We start from the raw sequence: 26,996 nt of genomic DNA on the forward strand, positions 1-26,996 counted from the left end.
GTCTACTACTTGGGTGCCGCGGGAAGCTTGCCCATCCAGCCTTCGACCATCGTGGTGGCCAGTCCGATGAGGGTGACCGCGAGGAGTGCCAGCCCGACGATGATGACGGCGGTGGGGACCGGCCCGTCGCCCCGGTCGGCGTGCTTGCGCAGCTCCGCCAACCGATTGCTTACGAGCGCGTACGCGTAGAGGACCATTGCTCTTCCTTCCTGCAAATTCCGGATTCAGATTCGGGCGACGAAGGGGTAGAGGATGAAGCCGATGAGGACGAAGACGAGCAGTGCACCGGGAATGTCGAGACGGCTGGTCACCGTCTCGGCGCGGGCCAGCTCGTCGGTGCGGATCTGATCGCGCAGCGAGTCGGCCCGCTGGCGGAGTGTTTCGTGTACCTGCGCCCCGTCGGATCCGGAGGACTGCATGATGGCCCCGACATCACCGAGTTCCGGCACCCCGATCTCGTCGGCGAGGTCCCGGATCTCGTCCCACGGCGAGTGCATCTGCAACTGGGCCAGCCGCAGGGCCTCCCGGATCCGGTCGAAGACCCAGCCGTCGCAGACCGCGGCGGCCTGTTCCAGCGCCTGCACCGGTCCGTGCGCGGCGGAGAGTTGCAGCGCGACGAGGTCCAGGTAGGTGCAGACCGCCCGGCTGAACTCGCGCCGGGCATTCTTTGCCTTGCTCAGCACATCGAGGTGCGCGATGTACGCCATCAGGGCAGCCAGCACCACTGCCGCCAGCACCGGAATCACCACCGGCGGGGTGATGCCCGCGACCGCGAGAAGCACCCCGGCCGACGTCGGAATCAGCAGGCCGATCAGTACGGAGAGGACGATCGACAGGGCGTACTGCTCGGGTGTGCGGCCCAGTAGTGCCAGGTCACGGGTTGGCGGTCGCAGCCACCGGGCGACGCCGCTGAGCCATTCCGCGTCGGCCCGGCCGCCCGGCCGCGACGACGGTGCGGCCGGTTGGTGCAGCCGGCGTAGTGCCGGTCCGAGTGCCGGGGTGGCCGGCATCGCCTCCCGGATGAACAGGAACACGCCCAGGCCGACGGCCGCGCCGCCGGTCACGGCGATGGTGAGCTGCCAGTTGAGGATCACGCCAACACCTCGCCCTGCGGCGGCGTGGCGAGGAAGCGGGCCGGGCGGGGCGGCTGGCTCATCGACCGGACCCAGGCCAGCAGCCCGATGAACGCCGCACCAAGGATGATCATCACGATCTGCCCGGCCGGGGAGCCGTACGGGCGCATGTAGGCGGGGTTGATCAGCCCGTACGCCAGGACCGCCAGGGTCATCCCGCTCAGGAACCGGACCGCGAACCGGGGCTGGGAGCGTTTCGCCTCCACCTCCCGCCGGGTGGCCACCTCGGCCGCCGCCGCCGACGCGATCGAGCCGAGTACGTCACCCAACCGTTCGCCACGATCGGAGAGGTGCAGGATCAACGCGGCCACCACCTGGTCGCCGACCGGGTCACCGATCTCGTCGGCGAAGGCCAGCAGCGCGGGGCGGCCCAGCCAGCCGGCCTGGAGCCGGGCGGCGAGCAGCCGCACCTCCTCCTCGATCTCCGGTGGCGCGGTGGCGACGGTGGCGGTGATCGCCTGCTGGAGTCCCTGCCCGGTGCTGGACATGTCCTTGAGCCGGCGGGTCCACTCACCGACCGCCTCGATCCGGCCGATCACCCGTCGCTCGGCCTTGCCCGCGTTGAACAGCCACGGTATTCCCACCACCGCCAGCGCGGTCAGCAGACCGATCACCGGCAACCCGGTGAGCAGGAAGGCCAGTACGCCGACCAGCGCCGCGACGCCGAGCAGTGCCTGGTGCCGTCGGTGCTCCGAGCGGCTGGTGCCGGAACCCTGCCAGATGCGGCGCAGCCACTGGTCGGAGCCGCCCGACGGCCGGACCGGCTTGGTGGTGCCGACCAGTGCCACGACCAGCAGGACCAGCCCGCCCGCGCAGGCCACCCCGGCCAGCACCGCGATCAGTTCGAGGTTGCCGAGCGGGATCACCACACCACCCCGTTCATCCGCGCCGCCCGAGCCGGGTTCGGCGGGGGCGCCGCCAGGCACCCGTACCGGCCTCGATGTAGCGGCTCAGCAGCCGGGCGTCGTACCCGATCCGGAGGAGTTGGTCGCGGATCCGTTCGGGCAGGTGCTTCGGGACCGCGCGGCCGTCCGGGCCGGGGCCGAAGACCGTGGTGGTGGTGATCCGGCCGGTTTCCCCGGCGCCGATCACCTCCTCGATGTGGGAGACGAACCGGTGCTTGCGGCCGCCGATCGCGGTCTCGTCCTCGACCGTGACGTAGACGATCAGGTCGAGCGCGTTGCCGGCCATCCGGCGGGCCTGGTCGACGGTCATCTCCCGGCCGTGCGACAGCGCCAGTTCGACGATCCGCTCACCGACCCCGGCGGGCGTACGGGCGTGGATGGTGCACATCGAGCCGCGGCTGGTGGTCATCGCCTGGAGCATCGGGACGATCTCGCGGGAGCGGACCTCGCCGACGATGATCCGCAGTACGCCCATCCGCAGCGACAACGGGATCAGGTCGGCGATCGTCACCTCCCCGGCCGGTCGCCCGTCGGCCCCGCGCTCGCCGTGTCCCTCGCGGGACTCGAAGCTCATCACCGCCCGGTGCTTGATCCCCCGCTTGGTCGGGAGCAGTTCCCGGCTCTCCTCCAGCACCACGTACGGCTCGTCCGCCGGGATCTCGTCCATCAGCGCCCGGATCACGGTGGTCTTCCCGGCCCCGGCCAGACCGGCGACCATGATGTTCAGACCGGCCGCCATCGCCGCCCGCAGGAAGTCCCGGATCAGCAGGTCGATCATCTCGTCCAGGTCGCCCCGGCCACCGGCGATCTGGTCGAGGCTGACGTCGAGTGTGTTGTGCTTCCGGATCACCGCGTACGGGCGGTGGCTGACCAGGTAGACCGCGGCCAGCCGGCTGCCGTCGGGCAGTTGCAGGTCCAGGGTCGGCTTCGAGGTGGACAGCGACCGTTCGGTGGAACCGGCCCGGCGGGCGGCGGCCTGGAGGATCTCGACCAGTTCCTCGTCGCTGTCGGCGATCGGGTCGATCCAGTCGACGCCGCCGCCGTGCCGGGTGATCCGGACCAGGTCGCAGCCGAGGATGTGCACCTCCTCGATGGTGCTGTCGACCAGCAGGGTCTGTAGCCGGCCCAGCCCGACGAGTTCGGCGGTGACCTGGTCGAGCAGGCTCCGTTCCTCGCTGGCGTGCATTGGTGTGCCGGCCCGGCGGGCCGCGTCGGCGTACTCACCGACCACGGCGACCGCGAGCCGGGCCCGTTCGGTGTCCTCCTCGTCGACGCTGAACTCGCGGCCGCGCTGCCAGAGGGTCAGCCGTTCGCTGAGTTCGCGCCGGAGTTCGCGGACCACCGCGAAGTCGACCCGGGGGCGTTGCGGCGGCGGCGGACCGGTGGCGACCACCGCGCCGCCGGTCGGGCCGGGCCCGGCGGCACCCTGGATCGGGTACGGGGCAACGGCGGCGGCCGGGGCGGTGTGGCCGGGCGGCGGCGGGGTGCCGTTCGCCGAGGGAGCCTGCGGGCGCTGGTGCCGACCGTTCGCCGGCAGCGGCGGCACCGTCGAGGTGACACCGTTGTCCCGGCCGCGCGGGTCGTGCGAGACCGGCTCAAACCGCATGCGGCACCTCCTGGACGGTGGCCGGCCAGGAGAGCCGCGCCCGGCGCCGGTCCAGCAACGTACGGATCGGCACCTCCAGGGCGCCGGCCGCGCGCATCAGCGGCCGTCTCGCCCGTACGGTGCCGCCGTGGCTGAGCACCTCGGCCGTACGCGGGTCGTGCGGCAGGTGGGCGATCACCGGCAGGCCCAGCGCCTTGCTCACCTCGCTCCGGCTGTGGCCGTTGCCGACCAGCAGCAGTCGCAGTGAGCCGGGCGGGACCCGGTGCTCGGCGAAGTCCCGTTCGAGCGCCTTGATCGTCGAGCGGGCGCTGGACAGGTCGGACAGGTGCGCACCGGTCGTGACCAGCACGATCGCCGCCGCACGCAGGATCGGCCAGGGCGGGGCGGTGACCTGCAACCGTCCACAGTCGACCAGAACGTCGTACGCCGGTTGGCCCCGTTCCAGATCGGTGAAGAAGTCGGCGAAGCGTTGCCAGAGCGGGGTCACACTGCCCGCCTGGACCGGGTCGACCACTCCGGGCAGCAGCAGCCGTTCCCGTTTCGGTGCGTCGAGGTCGACCAGTTGGGACCAGAACGCGGTGTCGAGGTTGCCGTCCCGCAGTTCGCCGACGGCCAGTTCGCCGATTCCCCGTGGCCCGTCGAGCGCGCCGCCGAGGTAGCCGGCGAGCACCGAGCCCCCGGCCGGGTCGCATTCGGCGAAGACCAGCCGGTGGTGCCAGGCGAGGGTGCAGGCGAGGGCGGCGGTGGTGACGCCGGGTGAGCCCTTGGTCGAGACGAAGGCGATGATGGCCATGCTCAGGCCGTCGCGGTGAGGACGACCGCGATGCGGTCAGCGGCGTTCAGGGCCACCACCGCCGGCACGTCCCGTACGGCGAGCGCCAGGTAGACGACGACCGTGCTGGTGTCCGGGTTGGACGTGTCGATGACGGTGGTCTCGAACCGGGTTGTTCCCGTGTCCCCGCCGCCGGTGCTGTTCTTGTCGGGCAGCCCGATCAGCAGGAGCTTGTCGCCGGGACGGAGTTCCTTCGCCGGTACTGCGGCCACGTCCAGGTCGATCGCGACCTGCTGCTGGCCGGGGCCGAGCAGCGGCTGGTCGGTGAACTGTCCCGCGGTGAGCAGGGTGCCCGGTGTCAGCGACACGGCGGCCCGCTTCCCGATCACCTCGTCGAGCCGGCTGGCGGCCACCGGGGCGAGGCCCTGACCGCCGGCCACCTCGACCCGGGTGACGTCGTCGGCGGTCAGGATGGCGCCGACCGCCACCGGCCGGGTCACCGCGAGGTAGCTGCCGGTGGCCCGGACCGAGGTGACCGCGAACGCCGACCCCAGCCCGCCGAGGGCGACCAGCAGGACGGCCAGGCCGAGCAGACCGGGTCGGATCCGTCGCTGGCGGACCACCTTCGGGGGTGCCACCGGCGCGTCGACCGGCCCCGACTGGGCGCGAGTGGGTGCCACGGTCACCTCGTCACCACCTGAAGCTCGTCGATCTCGATCGCCACTTCGGCGCTCTGCCGGGTGGTGCGGATGGTGCCGCTGGCGCCGCCGCCACTGGTGACGCGCCACGGCACCACCCAGTGGGTGACGCCGCTGACGATGTACTTGCCGTTGCCACTGGGCTTGCTGTAGCCCTTGGACAGCCCGCACGGTGGGGTGGCGTTCTTGTCGGTGCTCGGTTTGTATGCCCGACCGGGGGTGGTGCAGGTCACCGTTCTGCCGTCGCCCATGGTCCAGACCATCTTCTCGACCCAGGCCTCGATCCGGACGGTCACGCCGCGGTCCGACGCCTGGGCCACCTGCGGCCTCGCGGCCGTCGCCCAGGTTTGTTGCCCGGAATCCGTCCAGAGCCACACCGGGAGCCCGACGAGGCCCGGGCCCTTGCTCGGGTGCGGGGCGATGCCGACGCGCGGTCGGCTGAGGGTGAGGCTGGCCAGCGCCTCGGCGGCCAGGTCGGCCGGGTCCGGGGGAGCGCCGTAGCCGGGCGGTGGGGCGTCCCGCAGTTGGGCGACCTGACCGTTGCCGGCACAGCTCACGTAGTACAGGTCCTGACCCTCCGGCACGCCGTCGGGCTGCGGTTCGGCGAGCTTGTAGTAGCACTCGTCGTTCGAGTTGTACCAGCCGAGCACGTCGTCGTAGCAGCGGATCGGCTTGCCGTCGCGGGTGCACTTGCGGGCCGGGCCGTCACCACCGCCACCGCCCGGGTTGCCGGGGCCGCCGGGGTTGCCAGGGTTGCCGGGGATGTCGTCCCAGACGTGGCAGTCGGTCTGGGTCGGCGGGCATTCGGCACCGGGGCCACGGGCGGCAGCGGCCGGGCCGGAGCCGGTCAGGCCGATCGCCAGGGTCATCGTCGCCGCCGCAACGACGGCGAGCAGCCGCCGGGTCGGGCGGGAGCGCCGGCTCAGCACGGCTGGTCCCGGTGGGCGGTGCCGGTGCTGATCAGCCAACGGCCGTCGGGGTAGCGCGTCGCGGTCGCGGTGGCCAGGTACCGACCGCTGGTGGAGCCGGGTACGACGGACTTGTCCTTGGTGTAGACCAGCCGGTAGCCGGTGCCGTCCAGGCAGTCCTGGATCGAGACCGTGGCCGGGACGGCGTCCAGCCGCACGTCGGTCACCTGTGGGTCGGAGATGAGCGTGCCGGTACGCATCGCGCCGTGCTCCTTCGCGTCACGAATGGCAAGCCGGACCTGGGTCAACAGGGGGTCGGCCAGATACTTCTTGAGCGCCGGATGGAGATGGTTCGCCGATTTTTCCGCTTCCCGGGAGGCGTCCAGATAGCCGGCATAGGCGGCAAGTGCGGCTTTCGAGGCGGCGTCGGTCTCCGGCGCGGCATCGGGTGTGGCGGCGGGAGCGCCGTCGAGAGACGCCGGTGCGGCGGGGCCCTGATCCTTCGCGCAGCCGGCGCCCAGGGCGACCGACACGATCGCGACGAGGACGGCGGAGTACCTGCCCAATCGCTGTGCGCGCAACGGTGTTTCCTTCCTTTCCGCCGCTCGCCGTGCAAACACCGGAATACCGGCCTCACCGATCTGTGCTGCTGAGAGCCCGTTTCCGGTGGAGTACGGGCACGGCACGGCGGGCCCTGACGGCTCGTGTCGAGCCCGGTGCCGCCGTACAGACATTTACTTGTCTCAATCTGAACGGGATCTTACCGAGATGCCAATTCTTTGTCGGATGAGTGGGTTGATCTGTTTTACCCGACGGTTGTGCTCCACTCAAGGGGCGAGCATAGGCTGACCGCCGACGATGCAACAGAGGCAATTGCAGGGAACACGTACGGTCACCATCCGTTGTCCGGATATCCATTGGGGTCCTTTGGTGATGGTCGATAGATATCGTCCCGATCGCCGGCTCCGAGCCGGGTTGGTAGATCACCCTGCGCGTGCTGATGCACGTTCGGATGCACTGCGAAATACAGGGAATGGCGGTGGTCTGGCCGTTTCCGTACCCCGGTCCGGGAGCGGTACCGGCGTGCCGCCGGCTGCCGCGCGTGATCGTCCGAGGCGACCTCGGGGCGGCCGGGGGCCAGTGGTGGACACCGATCGAAGATCGCTCTTGGTTGATCATGAAGTAACGCAACGTGTTGTCGAAGATCCGGCCCGGCCGGGTCTCCCCACCCCCCCCGTACGGAGGTCGTCATGTCGTTGACCGAGCACCGACCGGGACCGGCCGGGACCCGGCGAAGTGGTCCCGGCTGGCCGCTGCGGCTGCTGGCCGCCCTGACGATCGCCTCGGTGGTCCGCTGGATCGTCGCGGCCGACTCGGTGCCCGCCGGCACGGCCCGCCGGACCGGGTGCGACAACTGCGGTACGCCGATCGGGCGCACCGGGCCACTCTCGGCCCTCTCGCCGCTCGCCCGCTGCGGCACGTGCGGCCAGCGGATCGGGGCCCCGCCGGTCACCGTGGAGTTGGGCCTGCTCGTCGCGATCGGGGTGCTGGTGGTGGCCGGCCGACCGGCCGTCGAGACGGTCGCCTTCGCCTGGTGGCTGCTCTGCGCGCTGCCGCTGTTCTTCGTCGACCTGGCCGTACACCGGTTGCCGGACCGGCTCACCTACCCGGCCGCGCTCGGCACCTGGGGCCTGCTCGGCGTCGCGGCACTGGTCGGCGATCCGGCGGGCGGTGGTGGCGCGGCCTGGGTGCGGGCCCTGCTCGCCGGTGGTGCGGTCGCCTTCGTCTTCGCCGCCTCGACGGTGCTGCTCGGCCGGCGCGGGTTCGGCCTGGGTGACGCCAAGCTGGTGTTGAGCAGCGCCGCCGTGCTCGGCTGGTTCGGCTGGGGGGCGGTGTTCCTCGGGTTGATGGTCGCCTTCGTCGTCGCCGCGTTGACCAGCGTGGTCCTGCTGGTCGCCGGCCGGGTCCGCTGGTCGGGCCACCTGCCGTTCGGCCCGTTCCTGATCCTGGGCAGCCTGGTCACCCTGGCCCTGGCCTGAACCACCGGAACGGACTCATCACATCGAGAATCATGGATATAGTGAGGAGGCCTTCCGTCGGCATCACCCGTTTCCGGGGAGGAACGACCACAATGGACAATTGTCGACCGGTGCTCCCGCTCCCACCCACCGGCAGGTTCCGGGGGAGCGTCGGGCGAGGGCTGCTGCCACGCCTGTTGGCGACGACCCTGCTGGCGGTGGCGTTGCCGACGCTCGCACCGGCGGCAACCGCGACCGCCGCGAATGCCGGTGCCACCGTCAGTGCGGCGACCGTCGACACCGAGCGGCCGACCACACCCGGACCGATCGAGGTCGTCTGCTACGGCACCAACTCGGTCGAGCTGACCTGGGCGGCCTCCACCGACAACGTGGCCGTGGTGCGGTACGAGGTGAGCCAGTTCCACACCGACATCGCCGTGCTCTGGCGTACGACGACGAACAGCGTCACCATCACCGGGACACTGCCGTCGCGCACCTACCGGTTCAGCGTCCGCGCGCTCGACGAGGCGGGCAACTCGTCCACCTCGCCGCCGCTGTTCAAGCTGACCATGCCGCCGGGTGACAACCAGCCGCCGACCGCGCCGTCCGCGCTGACCGCGACCCGGATCACCGACACCACGGTCACCGTCTCCTGGGGCGGCTCCACCGACAACATCGGGGTGGGGCTGTACGAGGTGCTGTCGATCACGCCGAGCGGCAACACGGTGGTCGCGACCCGGCCGATGCACCCGCCCTGGCCGAACAACGTACTGGACGTCACCCGGCTCACGCCGGGCACGACGTACACCTTCGCGATGCGGGCGGCGGACGACGCCGGCAACTACTCGGCGCTCTCCGCGCCGGTCACGGTCACCACCCGGCCGGCCGGGCCCGACGTCAGCCCGCCGAACACTCCCGGTACGCCGGTCGCGTCCAACCTCGGCCGCGCGGTGTGACCCTGACCTGGGCTCCGGCCAGCGACGACAGCGATGCGCCGCGCTACGAACTGGTCGACCGTGCCGAGCCGGGCGGCCCGGTCGAGGTCGCCCGGAGCATCCTCAACCAGGTCACGGGGGTCAGGTCATCAGGCTGGTGATGAAGTCACCGAAGCCCTGCAGGATCATCATGCACCCGGCCCCGAGGGTCTTGAAGGTGTGCGCGGCGCTGTCCGGGCGGAACGCGATGAAGAAGATCAGGAAGGCCAGGCCTCCCCAGGCAAATACCTTCTTGATGAAAACGGGCATCTTTCCTCCGCCGGTGCGATCGGCCGTTTCGTCCGGCCCGTGGAGTTCGGATGACAAGTGCTGCTCGACGTGTCGCTGGCTTCCCGCGCGACCGGGTGGCAAACGGCGCGGACCGGGGTCACCTGGCCAGGAAGTGCCAACCCATCCAGACCCACGCTCCGAGTACGATCAGCCGCCCGGTGCCGCCGCGCATCGCCGCGATCAGCGCGCCGCCCAGCGGGGCGACCGTGCTGTTCGGCCGACGACCGGCGAGGTCGACCAGGACCATCGCGCCGATGATCACGGCGAACCCGACGACGAGGACGGCCCGAGCGGTCAACGGGTCACCAGCCAGGCGCCGGTGCTCAGCCACAGCACGTAACCGGCCACCCGGCCCGGATAGGTGTCCAGGAACGGGTCGGCCAGGATGCTGAACGTCGGGTGCGCCGCGTCGTTGCCGGTGAACAGGGCCACCAGCTCCCAGACACAGAAGGCGGCACCGAGCCCGACCCAGGTCACCGCCGTCGCCCGGCCGGCCGTACGGGTACGCTGCGGCACCCGCCGGGCGCCCCACCAGAGCAGGGCCAGTCCGGGTGCCAGTACGGCGCAGGCGGCGGGCAGGGTCAGCGGCCGGGCGAACGCGGCGAGCAGGGCGTACCCGGCGATGGCGGCGGCGAAGGTAGGGGCCACCCGACCGACGAGTGGGGCGACCGTATCGGCGGTGGGCGGCTCGACCGTATCCAGATCCGTCTGATGCATCCCCATAGAATGCGGTGCTTCTCCCGCTTTATCCGCCTACGGCACGCGGACGATCCCGGCCGAACTGGATGAACCAGGTATTCGGTGACCAACGGGCACGGGACGGCTCGGCCGGGGCTCGGTCCTCACCCTCGGTTGCCCGTCCGGCCGGCGCCGGCCGGAAACTACCGGGTATGACTGAGCAACAGACCCGAGCAGAGCTGTTCCGTACGTTGCACACCCCCGGTGACCCGGTGGTGCTGGTCAACGCCTGGGACGTGGCCAGTGCCAGGATCGTCGAGACGGCCGGCGCCCGTGCGATCGCGACCACCAGCGCCGGGGTCGCCTGGAGCCTCGGCGCCCCGGACGGCGACGTGCTCGCCCGTGACCTGGCCGTCGACCTGGTCCGCCGGATCGTCGACGCCGTCGCCGTACCGGTGACCGCGGACATCGAATCCGGCTTCGGCGCCACCCCGGAAGAGGTGGGCGAGACCGTACGGGCGGTGCTCGCCGCCGGGGCGGTGGGCGTCAACATCGAGGACGCGCTGTACGGGGGCGCCACGGGGCTGCGACCCGTCGACGATCAGTGCGCCCGGTTGGCCGCCGCCCGGTCCGCCGGAGCCGACGCCGGCATCCCGCTGTTCGTCAACGCCCGCGTCGACACCTACCTGCGTGGGGTCGGTGGGTTGGCGGAGACGGTGGCGCGGGCGAACGCGTACCTGGCCGCCGGTGCGGACGGGATCTTCGTGCCCGGTGTGGTGGACCCGGCGCGGGTGGCCGATCTGGTGCGGGAGATCCCGGCCCCGGTGAACATTCTCGCCGGGCCGGGTGCCCCGTCCCTGCCGGAGCTGGCGAAACTCGGGGTCGGTCGGTTGAGCCTCGGCTCCGGACCCGCCGAGGCGGCGTACGGGGTGGCGCAGCGGGTCGCCGAGGAGGCGTTCCGCACCGGGACGTACGACGCTCTCGCGGGTGCGTTGGACTGGGGCGCGGTCAACGCGCTGATGGCCGGCCGCTGACCGTCCGCCGACACCACGCCCACCCGAAGCGGCCTCCGGCGAGCGACCTCAGTCGACCGGTCGGGCGAGGGGCGCAGGCTGGGCGAGGGGCGCGGGCTGGGCGAGGGGCGCGGGCTGGACGAAGGACGCCGGCAGCAGTTCGGGCGGGTCGATGCCGACCGGTTGGAGCAGCCACCAGTGCCCGCCCAGCCCGGCCGGGTCGGTCAGCTCGGCGACCGTCGAGGCGGCGGCGAGCGCCCGGAGGTACCCGGTCGGGTCGGTGCTGGCCAGGGTCAGCGGCGGTCGGCTTCCGTCGGCCCCGAGCGCACGCAGCGCCACCCGCTGGCTGACCAGCGTGTACGGCACCCCGCTCACCGCCTCGCCGGCCGCCGCCACCGAGTCGATCGCGACGTGCGCGGTCAGGTCGCAGGACCCGTCCGGCACCGGTGGCACCTGCCGGCCGGCCCGGAAGCCGGTCAACGTACCGCCGGCCGGGCGAGCGGCGCGGAGGTGGCCGTAGTCGACGGCGAGGGCCAGCCCGCGGTCGACCGCGCCGACCGCCGCCGCCCAGGCGGCGTCCCGGCTCCGGCCGATCTCGACCCGCCTGCCCGGCGACGGTTCCGCCCGGTCGGGTCCGGTCGGCTGGTCCGCCTCACCGGGCTGGTCCGCCTCACCGGGCTGGTCCGCCTCACCGGGCTGGTCCGCCTCACCGGGCTGGTCCAGCTCACCGGGCCGGTCAGCCTTACCGGGCTGGTCCAGCTGACTGGGCCGGTCGGGCCACCACCGGTCGAGCCAGGCGAGGTCGGCGGCGGCGAGCGGCGGGCCGGCGGACTCGGTCCCCGACACCGGTTCCACCAGCACCTGGTGCCAGCCGCCGGGCCCGGCCTCGGCCAGGTCGAGCGGTACGTTGTCCAGCCACTCGGTGCCGAGCAGCAGCCCGACGATCCCGCTCGGCACGGTGTCCCGCCAGCCGATGGTGGCGGGCAGCGACTCGGGGCGGGGGGCGAGTTCGACCCCGGTCAGCCGCAGCCGGCGGCCCAGGTCGGCCGGGGCGAGCGCGGCGAGCATACGCAGCAGTTCTCCCCGTCCGGCCCCGACGTCGACCACGTCCAGCCGGTCCGGGTGGTGCAGGGCGGTGTCGACCCGTTCGAGCAGGCGCAGCACTGCCGCGCCGAGCACCGGTGCGACGTGCGCGCTGGTACGGAAGTGCGCCGCCGGGCCGGCACCGGCCACGAAGAAGCCGTCGGGGCCGTAGAGCGCGGTGGTCATCGCCGCCCGCCAGGTCATCGACATCCGTTCATCCGCTGTTCAGTGCACGTCACGGTGCAGACCCTACGGTCGGCGGACATGCGACGACTTCTGATCCCTGCCGCGCTGACCGTACCGCTGCTCCTGGGTGCCGCCGTTCCGGCCAGCGCGGACGGGTCCGCCGGAGCCCGGACCCGCACGGTCGGAGCCGCGGTCGAGACCCCGGCACTCTACGACGACGAGGCCGGCGGCGACGCCGACGCGGACGACCCGGCGATCTGGGTCAACCCGGTCGACCGGGCCGGCAGCCTGGTGATCGCGACCGCCAAGAACGGCGGTCTGCGGGTCTACGACCTGCACGGGCGGCAGCGGCAGGCGATCGCCACCCCGCCCGCGCCGGGACCGGACGACGAGTCCGGCCGGTTCAACAACGTGGACCTGGTCGAGGGCTTCCCGCTCGGCGGCCGGCGCTCCGACCTGGCCGTGGTCAGTGACCGGGGGCGGGACCAGTTGCGGTTCTACCGGATCGACCCGGCCGGGCGGCGGCTGGTCGACGTGACCGCGCCGGACGTGCCGTACGCCTTCAGCCGCGACCAGGCGGAGGTCAACGGGCAGCGCACGGCGTACGGCCTGGCCACCTGGGCCGCCCCGGACGGCACCGTGTACGTGGTCGTCAGCCGGCGCAGTACGCCGGAGGTCGGCATCTTCCGGCTGGTCAGCCGGGGTGACCGGGTCAGCTACCGGCCGGTGGACCGGCTGACGCTGCCGGCGGAGTTCACCCTGCCGAACGGCAACCGTTGGGTGCCGTGTGCCGATCCGGGTGACGGGCCGCAGGTCGAGGGGATGGTGGTCGACCCGGCGACCGGGGTCGCGTACCTGGCCCAGGAGACGGTCGGGCTCTGGCGGATCCCGGTGACCGGTGGCCGGTTCCGGGGCCAGCCGACCTCGGTGGAGCGGACCCGCGAGTACGGCGTACCGGCGGTGTTCGACGTCGAGGAGGACGACTGCGTGGTCGACTACGCCGCCGACCCGGGCTTCGGCGGGCGGATCGCGGCGGACGTGGAGGGGTTGACCATCCACCGGACCGGTCGGCTCGACGGCACCCTGGTCGTGTCCAGCCAGGGTGACGACACGTTCTTCACCTACGACCGGCGGACCAACCGGCCGGTGGGCCGGTTCGAGGTGACCGACACCCGTCGTGCCGGCGTCGCCGAGATCGACGGGGTGCAGGAGTGCGACGGCGCCTCGGTGGTATCGACGCCGCTGCCCGGTTTTCCCGGTGGTCTGCTCGTGGTGCACGACGGGCAGAACACCCCCGAGGTCACCGACGGTGCCGGCGAGGTGCGTCCGAACACCAACTTCAAGTTCCTCGACGCCGGGTTCCTCCGCCGCTGACCCCCTGTTCCGTTCCCCGGCCGGCTCGGTGGAGCCGGGTGAGGATGGCGTGAGGATGGCGGAATGCGCCCGGTGCGGACCGGGCGCATTCCGCTGTTCGGGGGCGGTGAAGGTTTTCACACATGCTTGTCGCACATCCGTAACAACGGCGCATACTTGCGATCGACCGGTACCCACTTGTCGAGGACTGGATCGAAGACATGAGCGCATCGCCGCGCCCGCGTCCGGCCACCCCTGTCGGGGTGACCGCGCCGGCTCACCGCCCCGCTGTCGCCGTACCCGAGGGTGGGCACCTCGGCTCCCGGACGCTGACCGTCGGAGTGATCGGTACCGGCCGGGTGGGTGCCGTACTCGGCGCCGCGTTGGCCCGCGCCGGTCACCGCGTACGCGCCGCCTCCGGTGTCTCCGTGGCCGCGAAGGCCCGGATCGACCAACTGTTGCCCGGCGCCGCGAACCTGCCGGCCGCCGAGGTCGCCCGTTCCGGCGTCGACCTGCTGCTGATCGCGGTCCCGGACGACGCGCTCGGCGCGGTGGTGTCGGGGCTGGCCGAGACCCGCGCGCTGCGCCCGGCCCAACTGGTCATGCACACCTCCGGGGCGCACGGGCTCGGGGTGCTCGCACCGGCCGCCGCCGTCGGCGCCCGACCGCTCGCGGTGCACCCGGCTATGACCTTCACCGGCACCGCCGACGACCTGGCCCGGCTGCCCGGAATCTCGTACGGCGTGACGGTGCCGGCCGATCTCCGCCCGCTCGCCGCCCGGCTGGTCGCCGACCTGGGCGGGGTGCCGGAGTGGGTGGCCGAGGACGATCGTCCGCTCTACCACGCGGGCCTGGCCCACGGCGCGAACCACCTGGTCACCCTCGTCAACGAGGCGATGGACCGGTTGCGGGACGCGGGTGTGGCACAGCCGGAGAAGGTGCTCGGGCCGCTGCTGCACGCCGCCCTGGACAACACCCTGCGGCTCGGTGACGCGGCGCTGACCGGCCCGGTGGTCCGGGGTGACGCCGGCACGGTCGCCAAGCACCTGGACCGGTTGGCCGCCACCGCGCCCGAGTCGGTCGCCGGTTACCTCGCGCTGGCCCGGCGTACCGCCGACCGGGCCATCGCCGCCGGCCGGCTCCGCCCGGTCGACGCGGTGTCGCTGCTCGGCGTACTCGCCGACCGGCAGCGGCAGTCGGTCTGACCAGAGCGGTAGCCGTGGTCGGGTCGACCCGACCGGGCGCGGCGGATGTGGCACGTCAGGTTCGGTTCGGTGGGGAAGCGAGGAGCGGCATGACCGAGGTGGTACGCACCCGGGCGGAGTTGACGGCGGCGCGTGAGGCGCTGTCGGGCACGGTCGCGGTGGTGATGACACTCGGCGCGCTGCACGCCGGGCACGAGGCGCTGCTGCGCGCCGCCCGCGAGCGAGCCGATCACGTGCTGGTGACGATCTTCGTCAACCCGTTGCAGTTCGGGCCGAACGAGGACTTCGACAAGTATCCCCGTACCTTCGAGGCCGACCTGGCGATCTGCGCGGACGCCGGGGTGGACCTGGTGTTCGCGCCGGCCCGCGAGGAGATGTACCCGACCGGGGCGCCGCTGGTCCGGGTCGATCCCGGGCCGCTCGGCGGCGAGTTGGAGGGCGCCAGCCGCCCCGGTTTCTTCCACGGGGTGCTGACCGTCGTGCTCAAGCTGCTCCACCTGGTCCGGCCGGACTTCGCGTTCTTCGGCGAGAAGGACTACCAGCAGCTCACGTTGGTGCGCCGGATGGTGCGCGACCTGGACGTACCGGTGGAGATCGTCGGTGTGCCGACCGTCCGGGAAGCGGACGGACTGGCCCTTTCCAGTCGTAACCGCTACCTGTCGGCGGAGGAGCGGGTGACCGCGTCGAGCCTCTCCGCCGCGCTGCGGGCGGGCGCGACCGCCGCCGAGGCCGGGCTCGGCCCCGACGCCGCGCTCGCCGCCGCCCACCAGGCATTCCAAGCCACCGGTACGCCGGGCGCGAAGCTCGACTACCTGGTCCTGACCGATCCGGAACTGGCACCGGCACCGCTCGCCGGTCCGGGCCGGATGGTGGTGGCCGCCTGGGTCGGCGGCACCCGTCTGATCGACAACCTGGCCGTCCGGCTCACCGACGCCGCTGCTCCTTTCAAGAAGGAAGAACTCTGATGTTCCGCACCATGCTCAAGTCGAAGATCCACCGCGCCACCGTGACCCAGGCCGACCTGCACTACGTCGGCTCGGTGACCATCGACGAGGAGCTGCTCGACGCCGCCGACCTGCTGCCCGGCGAGAAGGTGGCCATTGTGGACGTCACCAACGGCGCCCGGCTGGAGACGTACGTCATCCCCGGCGTACGGGGCAGTGGCGTGATCGGCATCAACGGTGCCGCCGCGCACCTGGTGCACCCCGGTGACCTGGTCATCATCATCGCGTACGGGCAGTTCGAGGATGCGCAGGCGCGGTCGTACCAGCCTCGGGTGGTGCATGTCGACGCCGACAACCGGGTGGTCGGGCTCGGGGCGGACCCGGCGGGTGTGGCGGCCGGTACGGCCGGTGACCCGGTTCGCGGTGACCTGGTGGCGGAGGCCCGCTGAGGCTCCATCCCGGACCGATGGGTTGATGATGATCGACCTATCGGTGAGGCGACGCAACGGCGTCGGACGGCTACCCTATGTCTCAGCCGTCCATACTGGTGCCGCCCCGGGGGAGGGACGCGATGCGTCGTTGGTGGAGCGTCCTGGTCGCGGTGGGATTGGCGGGAGTGCTGCTGTCCGGATGTGGGCAACCGGCCGGGATCGACGGGGCGCTGCTCGACGACTGGGCTCCGCTGGCCGAGCCGAAACCCTTCGTACCGCCGGTCGGGACCTGCCACCCGGCGGAGCCGGTGAAGGTCGCTCCCCTCGCGTCGTACGAGCCGGTCGACTGCACCGCCGCGCACCGGACCGAGACCGTGCATGTCGGCACTTTCGCCGGGGCCGCCGCGAACGCGGAAACCCCGCCGGCCGAGCGATCGCCGGAGATTCGTACCGCCTTCGGCGAATGCGACGGGAAAGCGCGGGAATACGTCGGCAACGAATGGCGGGTCGGCCGTCTCCGGATGGAGGTGGCACTTCCCTCTCCGGTGGCCTGGACGGGTGGTGCGCGGTGGTTCCGGTGCGACATGGCGGAGGTGGCCAACGTCGAGCCGACCAACGGCGCCGTGGTCAGCCGTACGGCCAGCGTGCGCGGTGCTCTGAGGGGGCCGTCCCCGCTCGGTCTGGCCTGCTACTCGATCCAGCGGACGGCGAGCCGGACCATCACCGGGATGCCGGCCGTCGACTGCGCCAAGCCGCACAACAGCGAGTTCGTCGGGGTGTGGAACGCGCCGGCGACGATGACCTTCCCGACCAGGGACATCGACTGGGTCCGGCCGTTCGAGGAGTGCCGGAAGCTGATCGCGACGTACGTCGGTGCGCCCGATGACGCCAACCTCCGGTTCCGCACCGACGTGCTCCCACTGCCGCCCCGCGAGCCGGACTGGCAGGCCGGTAACCGGGGTGTCCGCTGCTACCTGGGCCTGTACGGCCAGGGCACGGTCAGTCGCTCGGTCAGGGGCGCCGGTCTTGCCGCACTGCCCGTACCCACGAAGTGAGCGGGAAGTCGATCCGATCGGATCCAGATCACCCTCGCCGCCCCCGGGCGTCGGGGCGCGCATCGAGCGGGGTTCACTGTGCTGATGCATGTGCCGACCCTGGATCTGCCGGTCTTGCCCACGCTGCTCGGTGCACCCGCACCGGGTTGGGTGGAGACCACCGACGTGTTGGTGGTCGGGTCGGGTATCGCCGGGCTCACCGCCGCGTTGCAGTTGCGGGAGGCCGGTCTGCACGTGACCGTCGTGACCAAGGTCAACATCGATGACGGTTCCACCCGCTGGGCGCAGGGCGGCATCGCGGCCGTGCTCGACCCGCTGGACACCCCGGCCGCGCACGCGTACGACACCGAGGTCGCCGGGGTCGGGCTCTGCGACCCCGAGGCGGTCCGGGTGCTGGTCGAGGAGGGCCCGGCCCGGCTGCGCGAGCTGATCCGGATCGGTGCCGAGTTCGACCGCAACGCGGACGGGTCGCTGATGCTCACCCGAGAGGGCGGGCACCGGACCAACCGGATAGTGCACGCCGGCGGCGACGCCACCGGGGCGGAGGTGCAGCGCGCCCTGCACGAGGCGGTCGGTCGCGACCCGTGGATCCGACTGGTGGAACACGCGCTGGTGCTGGACCTGCTGCGCGCCCCCGGCTGGGGTGAGGCGCCGGGCCCCGCCTGCGGCATCACCCTGCACGTGCTCGGTGAGGGCAGCGAGGACGGGGTGGGCGCGATCCTGGCCCGCGCGGTCGTCCTGGCCACCGGGGGCATGGGGCAGGTTTTCTCGGCCACCACCAACCCGGCCGTCTCCACCGGGGACGGTGTGGCGTTGGCGATCCGGGCCGGCGCGGCAGTCACCGATCTGGAGTTCGTCCAGTTCCACCCGACCGCCCTGATCAGCCCGGCGGACGCGACGAGTGCGCTGGGCGCCGCCCAGCAGCCGCTTGTCTCCGAGGCGCTGCGCGGCGAGGGCGCGTACCTGGTCGACACCGACGGCAAGCGGTTCATGGTGGGCCAGCACGAGCTGGCCGAGCTGGCCCCGCGCGACGTGGTGGCCAAGGGGATCTACCGGGTGCTGCTCGCCTCCGGCGAGGACCACGTCTTCCTCGACGCCCGGCACCTCGGCGCCGAGTTCCTCAACCAGCGCTTCCCCACCATCGTCGCCTCCTGCCTGGCGATCGGCATCGACCCGGCGGTCGACCTGATCCCGATCGCGCCGGCCGCGCACTACGCCTCCGGCGGTGTCCGTACGGACCTGCACGGCCGGACCTCGATCCCCGGCCTGTACGCCTGCGGCGAGGTCGCCTGCACCGGCGTGCACGGCGCGAACCGGTTGGCCAGCAACTCCCTGCTGGAGGGGCTGGTGTTCGCCCGGCGGATCGCCGACGACATCGCCCACAACCTGCCGCCGCAGGCGCAACCGGCACCGGGCGGGGCCTGGCAGGGCGGCACCGGCTGGGTGGTACGGCCGGAGACCCGGACCGGTCTGCAACGGGCGATGACCCGGGGTGCGGGCGTACTCCGGTCGGCGGAGACGTTGCGGGCGACCGCGACCGAGCTGGCCGAGGTCGCCGCGACGCGGGACACGCCCCGGACCGCCACCTGGGAGGCGACCAACCTGCTCACGGTGGCGTCCGCACTGGTGGCGGCGGCGTACGCGCGTCAGGAGACCCGTGGCTGCCACTGGCGGGAGGACTTCCCGACGGTGAGCGACGAGTGGCGGGGTCATCTGGTCGGTTCGATCGGACCGGCCGGCGAACTGCTGGACAGCTGGGAGGCGCTGTGAGGACCGCTACCGAGGACGCGTTGCGGGCGGCCGGACTGGATCCGTCGGCCGTGACCCGGATCGTGCAGACCGCGCTGGAGGAGGACCTCGGGCCGGACCGGGTGGACGTGACGAGCGTGGCGACGATTCCGGCCGGGCAGGTCGACACGGTCGACGTGGTCGCCCGCGCCGACGGGGTGGTGGCCGGGCTGGCCGTGGCGGCGGCGGTGTTCGAGCTGGTCGGCGACGAGGCGGCCGGTCGTACGGTGGAGGTGTTGCTGCACGCCCGCGACGGTGACCGGGTGGCCCGCGGCGACGTGCTGGCGACGGTGACCGGGCCGACCCGGGTGCTGCTGACCGCCGAGCGGACCGCGCTGAACCTGCTCACCCGGATGTCCGGGGTGGCGACCCACACGCGGGCCTGGGCGGATGCCCTGGTCGGCAGCAAGTCGACGGTGCTGGACACCCGGAAGACCACGCCCGGCCTGCGGGTGCTGGAGAAGTACGCGGTCCGGGCCGGTGGCGGCACGAACAAGCGGATGGGCCTCTACGACGTCGCGATGATCAAGGACAACCACAAGCTGGCGGCGGGCGGGATCACGCCGGCGTACCAGCGGGTGCGGGAGGCGTTCCCGCAGGTGCCGATCCAGGTCGAGGTGACCACCGTCGCGGAGGCGGTCGAGGCGGTGGAGGCGGGCGCGAGGTTCCTGCTCTGCGACAACATGACCCCCGGCCTGCTGGCCGAGGTGGTGGCGGTGGTGGGCGACCGGGCCGAGCTGGAGGCGACCGGCGGGCTGACCCTGGACGTGGTGGCCGAGTACGCCGCCACCGGGGTCGACTACCTTTCGGTTGGGGCGCTGACCCACTCGTCGCCTATCTTGGACATCGCACTAGACCTCCGGCCGGCGGACCTCGGCCGAACCGAGGGTACGGACCTGGAGCACCGGGGCTGACGAATGCTGCTCTGCATCGACATCGGTAACACCAACACTGTTCTGGCGACGTTCGACGGCGACAAACTGGTCCACTCGTGGCGGATCAAGACCGATGCCCGGTCGACCGCCGACGAACTGGGCCTGAAGTTCCGTGGGCTGCTCGCCGGTGACGCTGTGGAGATCACCGGGGTGGCCGCCTGTTCGACCGTGCCGGCGGCGCTGCGGTCGTTGCGCAGCATGCTGGGTCGCTACTACGCCGACGTACCGAGCGTGATCGTGGAGCCGGGGGTGAAGACCGGGGTGCAGCTCGCGATCGACAACCCCAAGGAGGTCGGCGCCGACCGGGTGGTGAACACGCTGGCCGCGTACACGATCTACGGGGGACCGTCGATCGTGGTCGACTTCGGCACCACCACCAACTTCGACGTGATCAGCGGGCGGGGCGAGTTCCTCGGCGGGGCGTTCGCGCCCGGCATCGAGATCTCCTTCGACGCGCTCGCCGCCCGCGCCGCCCAGCTGCGCAAGGTGGAGCCGACCAAGCCGCGTTCGGTGATCGGCAAGAACACCGTCGAGTGCCTCCAGGCGGGGCTCTACTTCGGGTTCGCCGGCCAGGTGGACCGGATCGTCGAGCGGATGACGCAGGAGCTCGGTGAGGTGCGCGCGGTGATCGCCACCGGTGGGCTGGCCCCGCTGGTCATCGGCGAGTGCGACACGATCACCCACCACGAGCCGATGATCACCCTGATCGGCCTGCGGATGGTCTACGAGCGCAACATCTGAGCGCGCTACCGGGTCAGCGGCCCGAGCGTGACCGGGTCAGCGGCGGCGGGCCCGGTAGACGGTGGTCCGGTAGGGCAGGTCGAAGGTTTCCCGGCCGGCCAGGTCGGGGTGGTGCAGGGCGAGCTCGCGTACGGCCGCTTCCAGCTCGCGTTGTCGCTGCTCGGAGGCGGTCAGGTAGTAGGAGCGGGTGCCGACCAGCCCGACCAGGGTGTCGGCGGTCTGGCTGACGGTGTGGGTGAACTCGGCCCGCTCCAACGGCTCGAAGCGGTCGCCGAAGGTGCTCAGGTCCGGTGCGGTGTCGACGCTCGGCCTACCGGCGAAGTCGGCCAGCAGCCGGCTCAGCGCGGCCACCCAGGCCACCGACTCGTCCCGGCTGTTCCAGATCGGGGCGAAGCGTCCGCCGGGGCGCAGCACCCGGGCCGCCTCGGCGTGCGCCCGGTCGCGGTCGAACCAGTGGTACGCCTGCCCGGTGACGATCACATCGGCGTCGCCGTCCGGCAGCGGTACGGATTCCGCGCTGCCGGCCAGCGCCGTCGTGCCCGGTGTGGCGGCCTCCAGTTGGGCCCGCATCCCCTCGTCCGGCTCGACCGGTACGACACCGTGCCCGAGCCCGAGCAGTTGCCGGGTCAGGATGCCGGTGCCGGCGGCGAGGTCCACCACCCGGACCGGCTCGGCGGCGTCGACGGCCCAGGTGAGCGCGGCGAGCGGGTACCCCGGCCGGAAGCGGTCGTAGGTCGACGCGGCGGCGCCGAACGACAGCGCCTGCTCAAGATCAGCCATAGCCCGATGCTATCCGCTGGTCACCCGGTGCTGTCGCCCGGTTATCTGCTGCCCGGCCCGGAGGCACTTGAGTAGGCTCGGGGAACTCTGCCGAACTCACTGTCCTGAGGAAGCCTGCCGTGACCGAGCACATCCCCGCCGCCGCCGAACCAGTGGACGACCTTCCGGAGCAGATGCGGGTCCGGCGGGAGAAGCGGGACCGCCTGCTCGCCGACGGCGTCGAGCCGTACCCGGTGGGGTATCCACGTACCGCGACCCTGGCCGAGGTCCGGGCCCGGTACGTCGACCTGGCGACCGACAGCAAGACCGGGGACACCGTCGCGGTGACCGGCCGGGTGATCTTCGTACGGAACAGCGGCAAGCTCTGCTTCGCCACCCTGCGCGACGGCGACGGCACCGAACTCCAGGCGATGATCTCCCTGGACCGGGTCGGCGCCGAGCGGCTGGAGGAGTGGAAGCGCCAGGTCGACCTCGGTGACCACGTCGGTGTGACCGGTGAGGTGATCACCAGCCGGCGTGGCGAGTTGTCCATCCTCGCCGAGTCCTGGACGATCACCGCCAAGGCCCTGCGGCCCCTGCCGGTGGCGCACAAGCCGCTCAGCGAGGAGGCGCGGGTCCGGCAGCGTTACGTCGACCTGATCGTCCGGCCGCAGGCCCGACAGACCGTGCGGACCAGGGCGACGGCCGTACGGAGCCTGCGCGATTCTCTGCACGCCCGCAGTTTCGTCGAGGTCGAAACCCCGATGCTCCAGTTGCTGCACGGCGGGGCCAGCGCCCGGCCATTCGTGACGCACAGCAATGCGCTGAGCACCGATCTGTACCTGCGAATCGCGCCCGAGCTTTATCTGAAGCGTGCCGTGGTCGGCGGGATCGACCGGGTCTTCGAGATCAACCGTAACTTCCGTAATGAGGGCATCGACTCCTCGCACTCTCCCGAGTTCGCGATGCTGGAGATGTACGAGGCTTACGGCGACTACGACACTATGGCCAAGCTCACCAGGGAACTGGTGCAGGAGGCGGCGTACGCCGTGGCCGGCTCCCACGTCGTGACGCACGCGGACGGGACCGAGTTGGACCTGAGCGGCCAGTGGCGTACGACGACGCTCTTCGGGTCGCTTTCGGAGGCCCTCGGCGAGGAGGTGACGGTCTCCACCGATCGGGCGCAGCTCGTGCGGTACGCCGAAAAGGTCGGCCTCGGAGTCGATCCGAAGTGGGTGCCGGGCAAGCTGGCGGAGGAGCTGTTCGAGGAACTGGTGGTGCCCGGACTGCGCGAGCCGACGTTCGTACGGGACTACCCGGAGGACACCAGCCCGCTCGTCCGCGCCCACCGTGAGCAGCCAGGACTCACCGAGAAATGGGACCTCTACGCGCTCGGATTCGAGCTCGGTACGGGCTACTCGGAACTGGTCGACCCCGTGGTGCAGCGTGCCCGCCTGCTCGCCCAGGCGCAACTCGGGGCGAAGGGTGACGATGAGGCAATGCGCCTGGACGAGGACTTCCTCCGCGCGTTGGAGTACGGAATGCCGCCCTCCGGCGGCGTCGGAATGGGAATCGACCGGCTGCTGATGACCCTCACCGGCCTCGGAATTCGGGAAACCATCCTCTTCCCCTTGATCCGCGCGGAGTAGTCGCGTAAGTCCTGTTGAGTAATTTCCGGGTCCTATTGACGCAACGAGTGCGTTGCGGGCTATTGTGCTCTTGTTTGCGGAACACCCTGCTCGAGAGGATTACGGCACGTGGCCAAGCAGATCATTCACAAGCTTGTCGATGACCTTGACGGCGGCGACGCGGACGAGACCGTCAAGTTCTCGCTCGACGGCGTTCAGTACGAGATCGACCTGTCGAAGAAGAACGCCGGGAAATTGCGGGACCTATTCGCGCCGTACGTCGCGTCCGGCTCGAAGGTCGGCCGTGGCGGCGTCGTCGTGGGCGGCCGGGCGGCCCGGGGGCGCGGGGGCGCCACCGCGGACCGGGAGCAGAACAAGGCGATCCGGGCCTGGGCCAAGAAGGAAGGCCGGGACATCTCCGACCGTGGACGCATCCCGCAGGAGATCGTCGACGAGTACCACGCCAAGGCCGGCCGCTGAGGCCTGCCCTGTGACCGGCTCCCTGCGCCGGGCCCGGAGCGAATGCGACGCTCTTGGCCCGGCGCCGGACTTTATCCCCATACGTCCCTTCTGTCGGAATTAAGCCGGTTCGCCACCCCGGCTCCCCGTCTGTTGCCCGCCGTTGCTCGGCTCCCCGTCTGTTGCCCGGCGCCCGTTCGTTGCCGGGCCACCCGTCCGTCAGCCGTCAGCCGCGTCGGTCGTCAGCCGTCAGCCGTCGGCTCGGCCCCGGCGTCCCGGGGTGAGGGGCGGCCGTTGCCGTCCGGCGGTTCGGGGCGTCCCAGGGGTACCGGCCGCCTTGGCGCCCCGGGCCCTCTCCGGCTCCCTCCCGCTCTCCCCGGCCTGGTTCGGGCTGCCCTGCCGTCCGGCTCTCCGGGGTGTCTCGGGAAAGATCCCCGCCGCCGGGAAGGAACCCGGCGGCGCCGACGTTGTCCACAACCAGTGGAAGAGTTATCCACAAGCTGTGGATGGACTCGGGGCTGCCTGTGGACGTCAGACCGCCGGGCTGGATTTCGCTCTACGCGTAGAGCCGGGGGCCGGGGAACACGCTCTGAGCGCGGGCAGTTGGGAAAAAACGTCGCGGACGTGGCGCATTCCAGCAACACACGACCTCAGAAGAGTCGGTTCGCGGCGATAGAGTGATGGCACGGGTGTCACCTGGACGCCCGGGCGCTGGCCCCGCCAAGATCAATGGCGCACGGCACGTGAGGAGCACGAGGGCATGTTCGAGCGGTTCACCGACCGAGCGCGGCGGGTTGTCGTCCTGGCTCAAGAAGAAGCCCGGATGCTCAACCACAACTACATCGGTACGGAACACATCCTGTTGGGTCTCATCCACGAGGGCGAAGGCGTCGCCGCAAAGGCTCTGGAGAGCCTGGGCATCTCCCTGGAGGGCGTCCGCCAGCAGGTCGAGGAAATCATCGGCCAGGGTCAGCAGGCGCCGAGTGGGCACATCCCGTTCACGCCGCGGGCCAAGAAGGTGCTGGAGCTGTCGCTGCGCGAAGCGCTGCAGCTCGGCCACAACTACATCGGTACGGAGCACATCCTGCTCGGTCTGATCCGTGAGGGTGAGGGCGTTGCCGCCCAGGTGCTGGTCAAGCTCGGCGCCGACCTGAACCGGGTCCGCCAGCAGGTGATCCAGCTCCTCTCCGGCTACCAGGGCAAGGAGCCGGCTGCGGCCGGAGCCGCGCCGGGTGAGGCCGCGCCGTCGACCAGCCTCGTGCTGGACCAGTTCGGCCGGAACCTGACCCAGGCCGCCCGCGAGGGCAAGCTCGACCCGGTCATCGGGCGCGAGAAGGAGATCGAGCGGGTGATGCAGGTGCTCTCCCGCCGTACCAAGAACAACCCCGTCCTGATCGGCGAGCCCGGGGTCGGTAAGACCGCGGTCGTCGAGGGGCTGTCCCAGCGGATCATCAAGGGCGAGGTGCCGGAGACGCTCAAGGACAAGCAGCTCTACACGCTTGACCTGGGTGCCCTGGTGGCCGGTTCGCGCTACCGCGGTGACTTCGAGGAGCGCCTGAAGAAGGTGCTCAAGGAGATCCGCACCCGCGGGGACATCATCCTGTTCATCGACGAGATCCACACGCTGGTCGGCGCTGGCGCCGCCGAGGGTGCGATCGACGCGGCAAGCATCCTGAAGCCGATGCTGGCCCGTGGCGAGCTGCAGACCATCGGTGCCACCACGCTCGACGAATACCGCAAGCACCTGGAGAAGGACGCGGCGCTTGAGCGCCGGTTCCAGCCGATCCAGGTGGGTGAGCCGTCGCTGGCCCACACCATCGAGATCCTCAAGGGTCTGCGTGACCGGTACGAGGCCCACCACCGGGTGAGCATCACCGACGCCGCGTTGGTCGCGGCGGCCACGCTGGCCGACCGGTACATCTCGGACCGCTTCCTGCCGGACAAGGCGATCGACCTGATCGACGAGGCCGGTGCCCGGATGCGCATCCGTCGGATGACCGCGCCGCCAGACCTGCGGGACTTCGACGAGCGCATCGCCCAGGTGCGTCGCGACAAGGAATCCGCCATCGACGCGCAGGACTTCGAGCGCGCCGCGCAGCTGCGGGACAAGGAGAAGCAGCTGCTCGGCCAGAAGGCCCAGCGGGAGAAGGAGTGGAAGGCCGGCGACCTCGACGTCGTGTCCGAGGTCGACGACGAGCAGATCGCCGAGGTCCTGGCGAACTGGACCGGCATCCCGGTCTACAAGCTGACCGAGGAGGAGACCTCCCGGCTGCTCCGCATGGAGGACGAGTTGCACAAGCGGGTCGTCGGCCAGGAGGACGCGGTCAAGGCGGTGTCCAAGGCGATCCGGCGTACGCGTGCCGGGCTGAAGGACCCGAAGCGGCCCTCCGGCTCGTTCATCTTCGCCGGCCCGTCGGGTGTGGGTAAGACCGAGCTGTCCAAGGCGCTCGCCGAGTTCCTCTTCGGCAGCGAGGACGCCCTCATCCAGCTGGACATGTCCGAGTTCCACGACCGCTACACGGTGTCCCGGCTCGTCGGTGCGCCCCCCGGATACGTCGGTTACGACGAGGGTGGCCAGCTGACCGAGAAGGTGCGCCGGCGGCCGTTCTCGGTGGTTCTCTTCGACGAGATCGAGAAGGCCCACCCGGACGTGTTCAACACGCTCCTCCAGATCCTGGAGGACGGTCGGCTCACCGACGGCCAGGGTCGGATCGTGGACTTCAAGAACACGGTCATCATCCTGACCACCAACCTGGGTACGCGTGACGTCGCCAAGGCGGTGTCGCTGGGCTTCCAGGCCTCCGAGGATTCCGACTCGAACTACGAGCGGATGAAGCAGAAGGTCAACGACGAGCTCAAGCAGCACTTCCGGCCGGAGTTCCTCAACCGGATCGACGACACGATCGTGTTCCACCAGCTCAACCAGAACGAGATCCTGCACATCGTCGACATCATGATCCAGCGGATCGAGACTCAGCTCCGCAACAAGGACATGGGGCTCGAGCTCACCGACAACGCCAAGAAGTACCTGGCGAAGAAGGGGTTCGACCCGGTGCTGGGCGCCCGGCCGCTACGCCGGACGATCCAGCGCGATATCGAGGACAACCTGTCCGAGCGGATCCTGTTCAACGAGCTGACCCCCGGTCAGATCGTGGTGGTGGACTGCGAGGGCGACCCGGAGAACATCGACAAGTCCAAGCTGGTGTTCCGCGGCGCGGACAAGCCGGTTCCGGTGCCCGACGCGGTCCCGGCCGACCTCGGCAACACGGCCGCCGCAGGCGCGGACGAGTAAGCACAGCACCACCCAGCACCACGAACGCGGGCCCGGCGGGGGAAACGGCGCCCGGGGTCGAGTGACGCCCCCCACCCCCACCACCCAACCCCCCCCCCTCTCTGGGGAGGAGGGGGAGGGTCCCCCCTCTCCCCCGAAACC

Annotated in this window: 27 protein-coding genes; 14 read left to right on the forward strand and 13 right to left on the reverse strand. The window is 71.3% G+C overall.

Going from position 1 to position 26,996, the window contains the following annotated elements:
• Positions 1–5 precede the first annotated feature (5 nt).
• The 8 genes from ACZ6QQ_RS02355 to ACZ6QQ_RS02390 are packed head-to-tail and all read right to left on the reverse strand — an operon-like array spanning position 6 to position 6,603.
• A complete protein-coding gene (locus ACZ6QQ_RS02355) occupies positions 6–197 on the reverse strand; it encodes a hypothetical protein (protein ID WP_465873636.1) in 192 nt (63 codons plus the stop codon).
• A 27-nt stretch (positions 198–224) separates the two neighbouring features.
• Positions 225–1,091, reverse strand: coding sequence for a type II secretion system F family protein (locus ACZ6QQ_RS02360; protein WP_465873788.1), 867 nt, complete (start codon positions 1,089–1,091; stop codon positions 225–227).
• Positions 1,091–1,996 (reverse strand): type II secretion system F family protein, encoded by a 906-nt coding sequence (locus tag ACZ6QQ_RS02365; protein ID WP_465873789.1) that lies wholly within the window; start codon positions 1,994–1,996, stop codon positions 1,091–1,093. The genes ACZ6QQ_RS02360 and ACZ6QQ_RS02365 overlap by 1 nt, the downstream gene beginning before the upstream one ends.
• A gap of 16 nt (positions 1,997–2,012) precedes the next feature.
• The gene (locus ACZ6QQ_RS02370) at positions 2,013–3,644 is read right to left on the reverse strand and encodes a CpaF family protein (RefSeq protein WP_465873638.1); all 1,632 of its coding nucleotides are present in this window, start codon (positions 3,642–3,644) and stop codon (positions 2,013–2,015) included.
• Positions 3,634–4,437 carry a P-loop NTPase family protein gene (locus ACZ6QQ_RS02375; RefSeq protein ID WP_465873640.1) on the reverse strand — a complete coding sequence of 268 codons (804 nt, stop codon included), beginning with the start codon at positions 4,435–4,437 and terminating at the stop codon, positions 3,634–3,636. The genes ACZ6QQ_RS02370 and ACZ6QQ_RS02375 overlap by 11 nt, the downstream gene beginning before the upstream one ends.
• A gap of 2 nt (positions 4,438–4,439) precedes the next feature.
• On the reverse strand, positions 4,440–5,102 hold the full coding sequence (locus tag ACZ6QQ_RS02380; RefSeq protein ID WP_465873642.1) for an SAF domain-containing protein: 663 nt from the start codon (positions 5,100–5,102) through the stop codon (positions 4,440–4,442).
• Positions 5,099–6,043 carry a hypothetical protein gene (locus tag ACZ6QQ_RS02385; protein WP_465873643.1) on the reverse strand — a complete coding sequence of 315 codons (945 nt, stop codon included), beginning with the start codon at positions 6,041–6,043 and terminating at the stop codon, positions 5,099–5,101. Before ACZ6QQ_RS02385 ends, ACZ6QQ_RS02380 begins: the two co-directional genes overlap by 4 nt.
• A complete protein-coding gene (locus ACZ6QQ_RS02390) occupies positions 6,037–6,603 on the reverse strand; it encodes a hypothetical protein (RefSeq protein WP_465873645.1) in 567 nt (188 codons plus the stop codon). The genes ACZ6QQ_RS02385 and ACZ6QQ_RS02390 overlap by 7 nt, the downstream gene beginning before the upstream one ends.
• A gap of 669 nt (positions 6,604–7,272) precedes the next feature.
• Between ACZ6QQ_RS02390 and ACZ6QQ_RS02395 the strand changes: the two genes are divergently transcribed.
• Together ACZ6QQ_RS02395 and ACZ6QQ_RS02400 are read left to right on the forward strand one after the other, a co-directional pair.
• The gene (locus tag ACZ6QQ_RS02395; protein ID WP_465873646.1) at positions 7,273–8,061 is read left to right on the forward strand and encodes a prepilin peptidase; all 789 of its coding nucleotides are present in this window, start codon (positions 7,273–7,275) and stop codon (positions 8,059–8,061) included.
• A 92-nt stretch (positions 8,062–8,153) separates the two neighbouring features.
• The gene (locus ACZ6QQ_RS02400; RefSeq protein ID WP_465873647.1) at positions 8,154–8,996 is read left to right on the forward strand and encodes a fibronectin type III domain-containing protein; all 843 of its coding nucleotides are present in this window, start codon (positions 8,154–8,156) and stop codon (positions 8,994–8,996) included.
• A 120-nt stretch (positions 8,997–9,116) separates the two neighbouring features.
• Here ACZ6QQ_RS02400 and ACZ6QQ_RS02405 read toward each other — a convergent pair whose 3' ends face one another.
• The 3 genes from ACZ6QQ_RS02405 to ACZ6QQ_RS02415 form a co-directional block, all read right to left on the reverse strand.
• On the reverse strand, positions 9,117–9,284 hold the full coding sequence (locus tag ACZ6QQ_RS02405) for a hypothetical protein (protein ID WP_465873649.1): 168 nt from the start codon (positions 9,282–9,284) through the stop codon (positions 9,117–9,119).
• A gap of 118 nt (positions 9,285–9,402) precedes the next feature.
• A complete protein-coding gene (locus ACZ6QQ_RS02410; RefSeq protein ID WP_465873650.1) occupies positions 9,403–9,603 on the reverse strand; it encodes a DUF6186 family protein in 201 nt (66 codons plus the stop codon).
• Positions 9,600–10,022, reverse strand: coding sequence for a hypothetical protein (locus ACZ6QQ_RS02415; protein ID WP_465873652.1), 423 nt, complete (start codon positions 10,020–10,022; stop codon positions 9,600–9,602). Before ACZ6QQ_RS02415 ends, ACZ6QQ_RS02410 begins: the two co-directional genes overlap by 4 nt.
• Before the next feature lie 173 nt (positions 10,023–10,195).
• Here ACZ6QQ_RS02415 and ACZ6QQ_RS02420 point away from each other — a divergent pair, with 173 nt between their 5' ends.
• Positions 10,196–11,017: an isocitrate lyase/PEP mutase family protein gene (locus ACZ6QQ_RS02420; protein ID WP_465873653.1), complete on the forward strand. Its 822-nt coding sequence runs from the start codon at positions 10,196–10,198 to the stop codon at positions 11,015–11,017.
• 48 nt (positions 11,018–11,065) lie between these two features.
• Here the strand turns inward: ACZ6QQ_RS02420 and ACZ6QQ_RS02425 are convergent, their stop codons facing one another.
• A complete protein-coding gene (locus ACZ6QQ_RS02425; protein WP_465873655.1) occupies positions 11,066–12,289 on the reverse strand; it encodes an SAM-dependent methyltransferase in 1,224 nt (407 codons plus the stop codon).
• A gap of 54 nt (positions 12,290–12,343) precedes the next feature.
• On the opposite strand from ACZ6QQ_RS02425, the gene ACZ6QQ_RS02430 reads away from it, so the two are divergent.
• From ACZ6QQ_RS02430 to ACZ6QQ_RS02465, 8 genes are all read left to right on the forward strand, one after another.
• A complete protein-coding gene (locus ACZ6QQ_RS02430) occupies positions 12,344–13,639 on the forward strand; it encodes a phytase (RefSeq protein ID WP_465873656.1) in 1,296 nt (431 codons plus the stop codon).
• A gap of 200 nt (positions 13,640–13,839) precedes the next feature.
• Entirely contained in the window at positions 13,840–14,823 is a 984-nt protein-coding gene (locus tag ACZ6QQ_RS02435; protein WP_465873657.1) for a Rossmann-like and DUF2520 domain-containing protein, read from the forward strand.
• 89 nt (positions 14,824–14,912) lie between these two features.
• Entirely contained in the window at positions 14,913–15,788 is an 876-nt protein-coding gene (panC, locus tag ACZ6QQ_RS02440) for a pantoate--beta-alanine ligase (protein ID WP_465873659.1), read from the forward strand.
• Complete coding sequence (gene panD, locus ACZ6QQ_RS02445) at positions 15,788–16,216, forward strand: aspartate 1-decarboxylase (RefSeq protein WP_465873660.1); 429 nt, start codon at positions 15,788–15,790, stop codon at positions 16,214–16,216. Before panC ends, panD begins: the two co-directional genes overlap by 1 nt.
• A gap of 122 nt (positions 16,217–16,338) precedes the next feature.
• Positions 16,339–17,253, forward strand: a complete 915-nt coding sequence (locus ACZ6QQ_RS02450; protein WP_465873661.1) for a septum formation family protein — start codon at positions 16,339–16,341, stop codon at positions 17,251–17,253.
• A gap of 84 nt (positions 17,254–17,337) precedes the next feature.
• Positions 17,338–19,023, forward strand: a complete 1,686-nt coding sequence (locus tag ACZ6QQ_RS02455) for an L-aspartate oxidase (protein ID WP_465873663.1) — start codon at positions 17,338–17,340, stop codon at positions 19,021–19,023.
• Entirely contained in the window at positions 19,020–19,955 is a 936-nt protein-coding gene (gene nadC, locus ACZ6QQ_RS02460; protein ID WP_465873664.1) for a carboxylating nicotinate-nucleotide diphosphorylase, read from the forward strand. The genes ACZ6QQ_RS02455 and nadC overlap by 4 nt, the downstream gene beginning before the upstream one ends.
• Positions 19,956–19,958: 3 nt before the next feature.
• Positions 19,959–20,717: a type III pantothenate kinase gene (locus tag ACZ6QQ_RS02465; protein WP_465873665.1), complete on the forward strand. Its 759-nt coding sequence runs from the start codon at positions 19,959–19,961 to the stop codon at positions 20,715–20,717.
• Between the two features lie 36 nt (positions 20,718–20,753).
• Here the strand turns inward: ACZ6QQ_RS02465 and ACZ6QQ_RS02470 are convergent, their stop codons facing one another.
• Entirely contained in the window at positions 20,754–21,497 is a 744-nt protein-coding gene (locus ACZ6QQ_RS02470; protein ID WP_465873667.1) for a class I SAM-dependent methyltransferase, read from the reverse strand.
• Between the two features lie 173 nt (positions 21,498–21,670).
• Here ACZ6QQ_RS02470 and lysS point away from each other — a divergent pair, with 173 nt between their 5' ends.
• The 3 genes from lysS to ACZ6QQ_RS02485 all read left to right on the forward strand — a co-directional run bounded on the left by lysS (position 21,671) and on the right by ACZ6QQ_RS02485 (position 26,855).
• On the forward strand, positions 21,671–23,125 hold the full coding sequence (gene lysS, locus ACZ6QQ_RS02475) for a lysine--tRNA ligase (RefSeq protein ID WP_465873791.1): 1,455 nt from the start codon (positions 21,671–21,673) through the stop codon (positions 23,123–23,125).
• Positions 23,126–23,233: 108 nt separating this feature from the next.
• On the forward strand, positions 23,234–23,584 hold the full coding sequence (locus ACZ6QQ_RS02480) for a histone-like nucleoid-structuring protein Lsr2 (RefSeq protein WP_326562180.1): 351 nt from the start codon (positions 23,234–23,236) through the stop codon (positions 23,582–23,584).
• A gap of 739 nt (positions 23,585–24,323) precedes the next feature.
• Positions 24,324–26,855 carry an ATP-dependent Clp protease ATP-binding subunit gene (locus ACZ6QQ_RS02485; protein WP_121157508.1) on the forward strand — a complete coding sequence of 844 codons (2,532 nt, stop codon included), beginning with the start codon at positions 24,324–24,326 and terminating at the stop codon, positions 26,853–26,855.
• The last annotated feature ends 141 nt before the right edge of the window (positions 26,856–26,996 follow it).

The sequence above is a fragment of the Micromonospora sp. NPDC049529 genome (assembly GCF_055586685.1).

Bases quoted from the DNA above. Each gene is read 5' to 3' on its own strand.
- ACZ6QQ_RS02435 (WP_465873657.1), top strand. From the start codon at position 13,840: ATGAGCGCATCGCCGCGCCCGCGTCCGGCCACCCCTGTCGGGGTGACC.
- ACZ6QQ_RS02425 (WP_465873655.1), bottom strand. From the start codon at position 12,289: ATGTCGATGACCTGGCGGGCGGCGATGACCACCGCGCTCTACGGCCCC.
- panC (WP_465873659.1), top strand. From the start codon at position 14,913: ATGACCGAGGTGGTACGCACCCGGGCGGAGTTGACGGCGGCGCGTGAG.
- ACZ6QQ_RS02465 (WP_465873665.1), top strand. From the start codon at position 19,959: ATGCTGCTCTGCATCGACATCGGTAACACCAACACTGTTCTGGCGACG.
- ACZ6QQ_RS02430 (WP_465873656.1), top strand. From the start codon at position 12,344: ATGCGACGACTTCTGATCCCTGCCGCGCTGACCGTACCGCTGCTCCTG.
- panD (WP_465873660.1), top strand. From the start codon at position 15,788: ATGTTCCGCACCATGCTCAAGTCGAAGATCCACCGCGCCACCGTGACC.
- ACZ6QQ_RS02370 (WP_465873638.1), bottom strand. From the start codon at position 3,644: ATGCGGTTTGAGCCGGTCTCGCACGACCCGCGCGGCCGGGACAACGGT.
- ACZ6QQ_RS02355 (WP_465873636.1), bottom strand. From the start codon at position 197: ATGGTCCTCTACGCGTACGCGCTCGTAAGCAATCGGTTGGCGGAGCTG.
- ACZ6QQ_RS02395 (WP_465873646.1), top strand. From the start codon at position 7,273: ATGTCGTTGACCGAGCACCGACCGGGACCGGCCGGGACCCGGCGAAGT.
- ACZ6QQ_RS02420 (WP_465873653.1), top strand. From the start codon at position 10,196: ATGACTGAGCAACAGACCCGAGCAGAGCTGTTCCGTACGTTGCACACC.
- ACZ6QQ_RS02470 (WP_465873667.1), bottom strand. From the start codon at position 21,497: ATGGCTGATCTTGAGCAGGCGCTGTCGTTCGGCGCCGCCGCGTCGACC.
- ACZ6QQ_RS02485 (WP_121157508.1), top strand. From the start codon at position 24,324: ATGTTCGAGCGGTTCACCGACCGAGCGCGGCGGGTTGTCGTCCTGGCT.
- ACZ6QQ_RS02405 (WP_465873649.1), bottom strand. From the start codon at position 9,284: ATGCCCGTTTTCATCAAGAAGGTATTTGCCTGGGGAGGCCTGGCCTTC.
- ACZ6QQ_RS02400 (WP_465873647.1), top strand. From the start codon at position 8,154: ATGGACAATTGTCGACCGGTGCTCCCGCTCCCACCCACCGGCAGGTTC.
- ACZ6QQ_RS02375 (WP_465873640.1), bottom strand. From the start codon at position 4,437: ATGGCCATCATCGCCTTCGTCTCGACCAAGGGCTCACCCGGCGTCACC.
- ACZ6QQ_RS02415 (WP_465873652.1), bottom strand. From the start codon at position 10,022: ATGCATCAGACGGATCTGGATACGGTCGAGCCGCCCACCGCCGATACG.
- ACZ6QQ_RS02450 (WP_465873661.1), top strand. From the start codon at position 16,339: ATGCGTCGTTGGTGGAGCGTCCTGGTCGCGGTGGGATTGGCGGGAGTG.
- lysS (WP_465873791.1), top strand. From the start codon at position 21,671: ATGCGGGTCCGGCGGGAGAAGCGGGACCGCCTGCTCGCCGACGGCGTC.
- ACZ6QQ_RS02455 (WP_465873663.1), top strand. From the start codon at position 17,338: ATGCATGTGCCGACCCTGGATCTGCCGGTCTTGCCCACGCTGCTCGGT.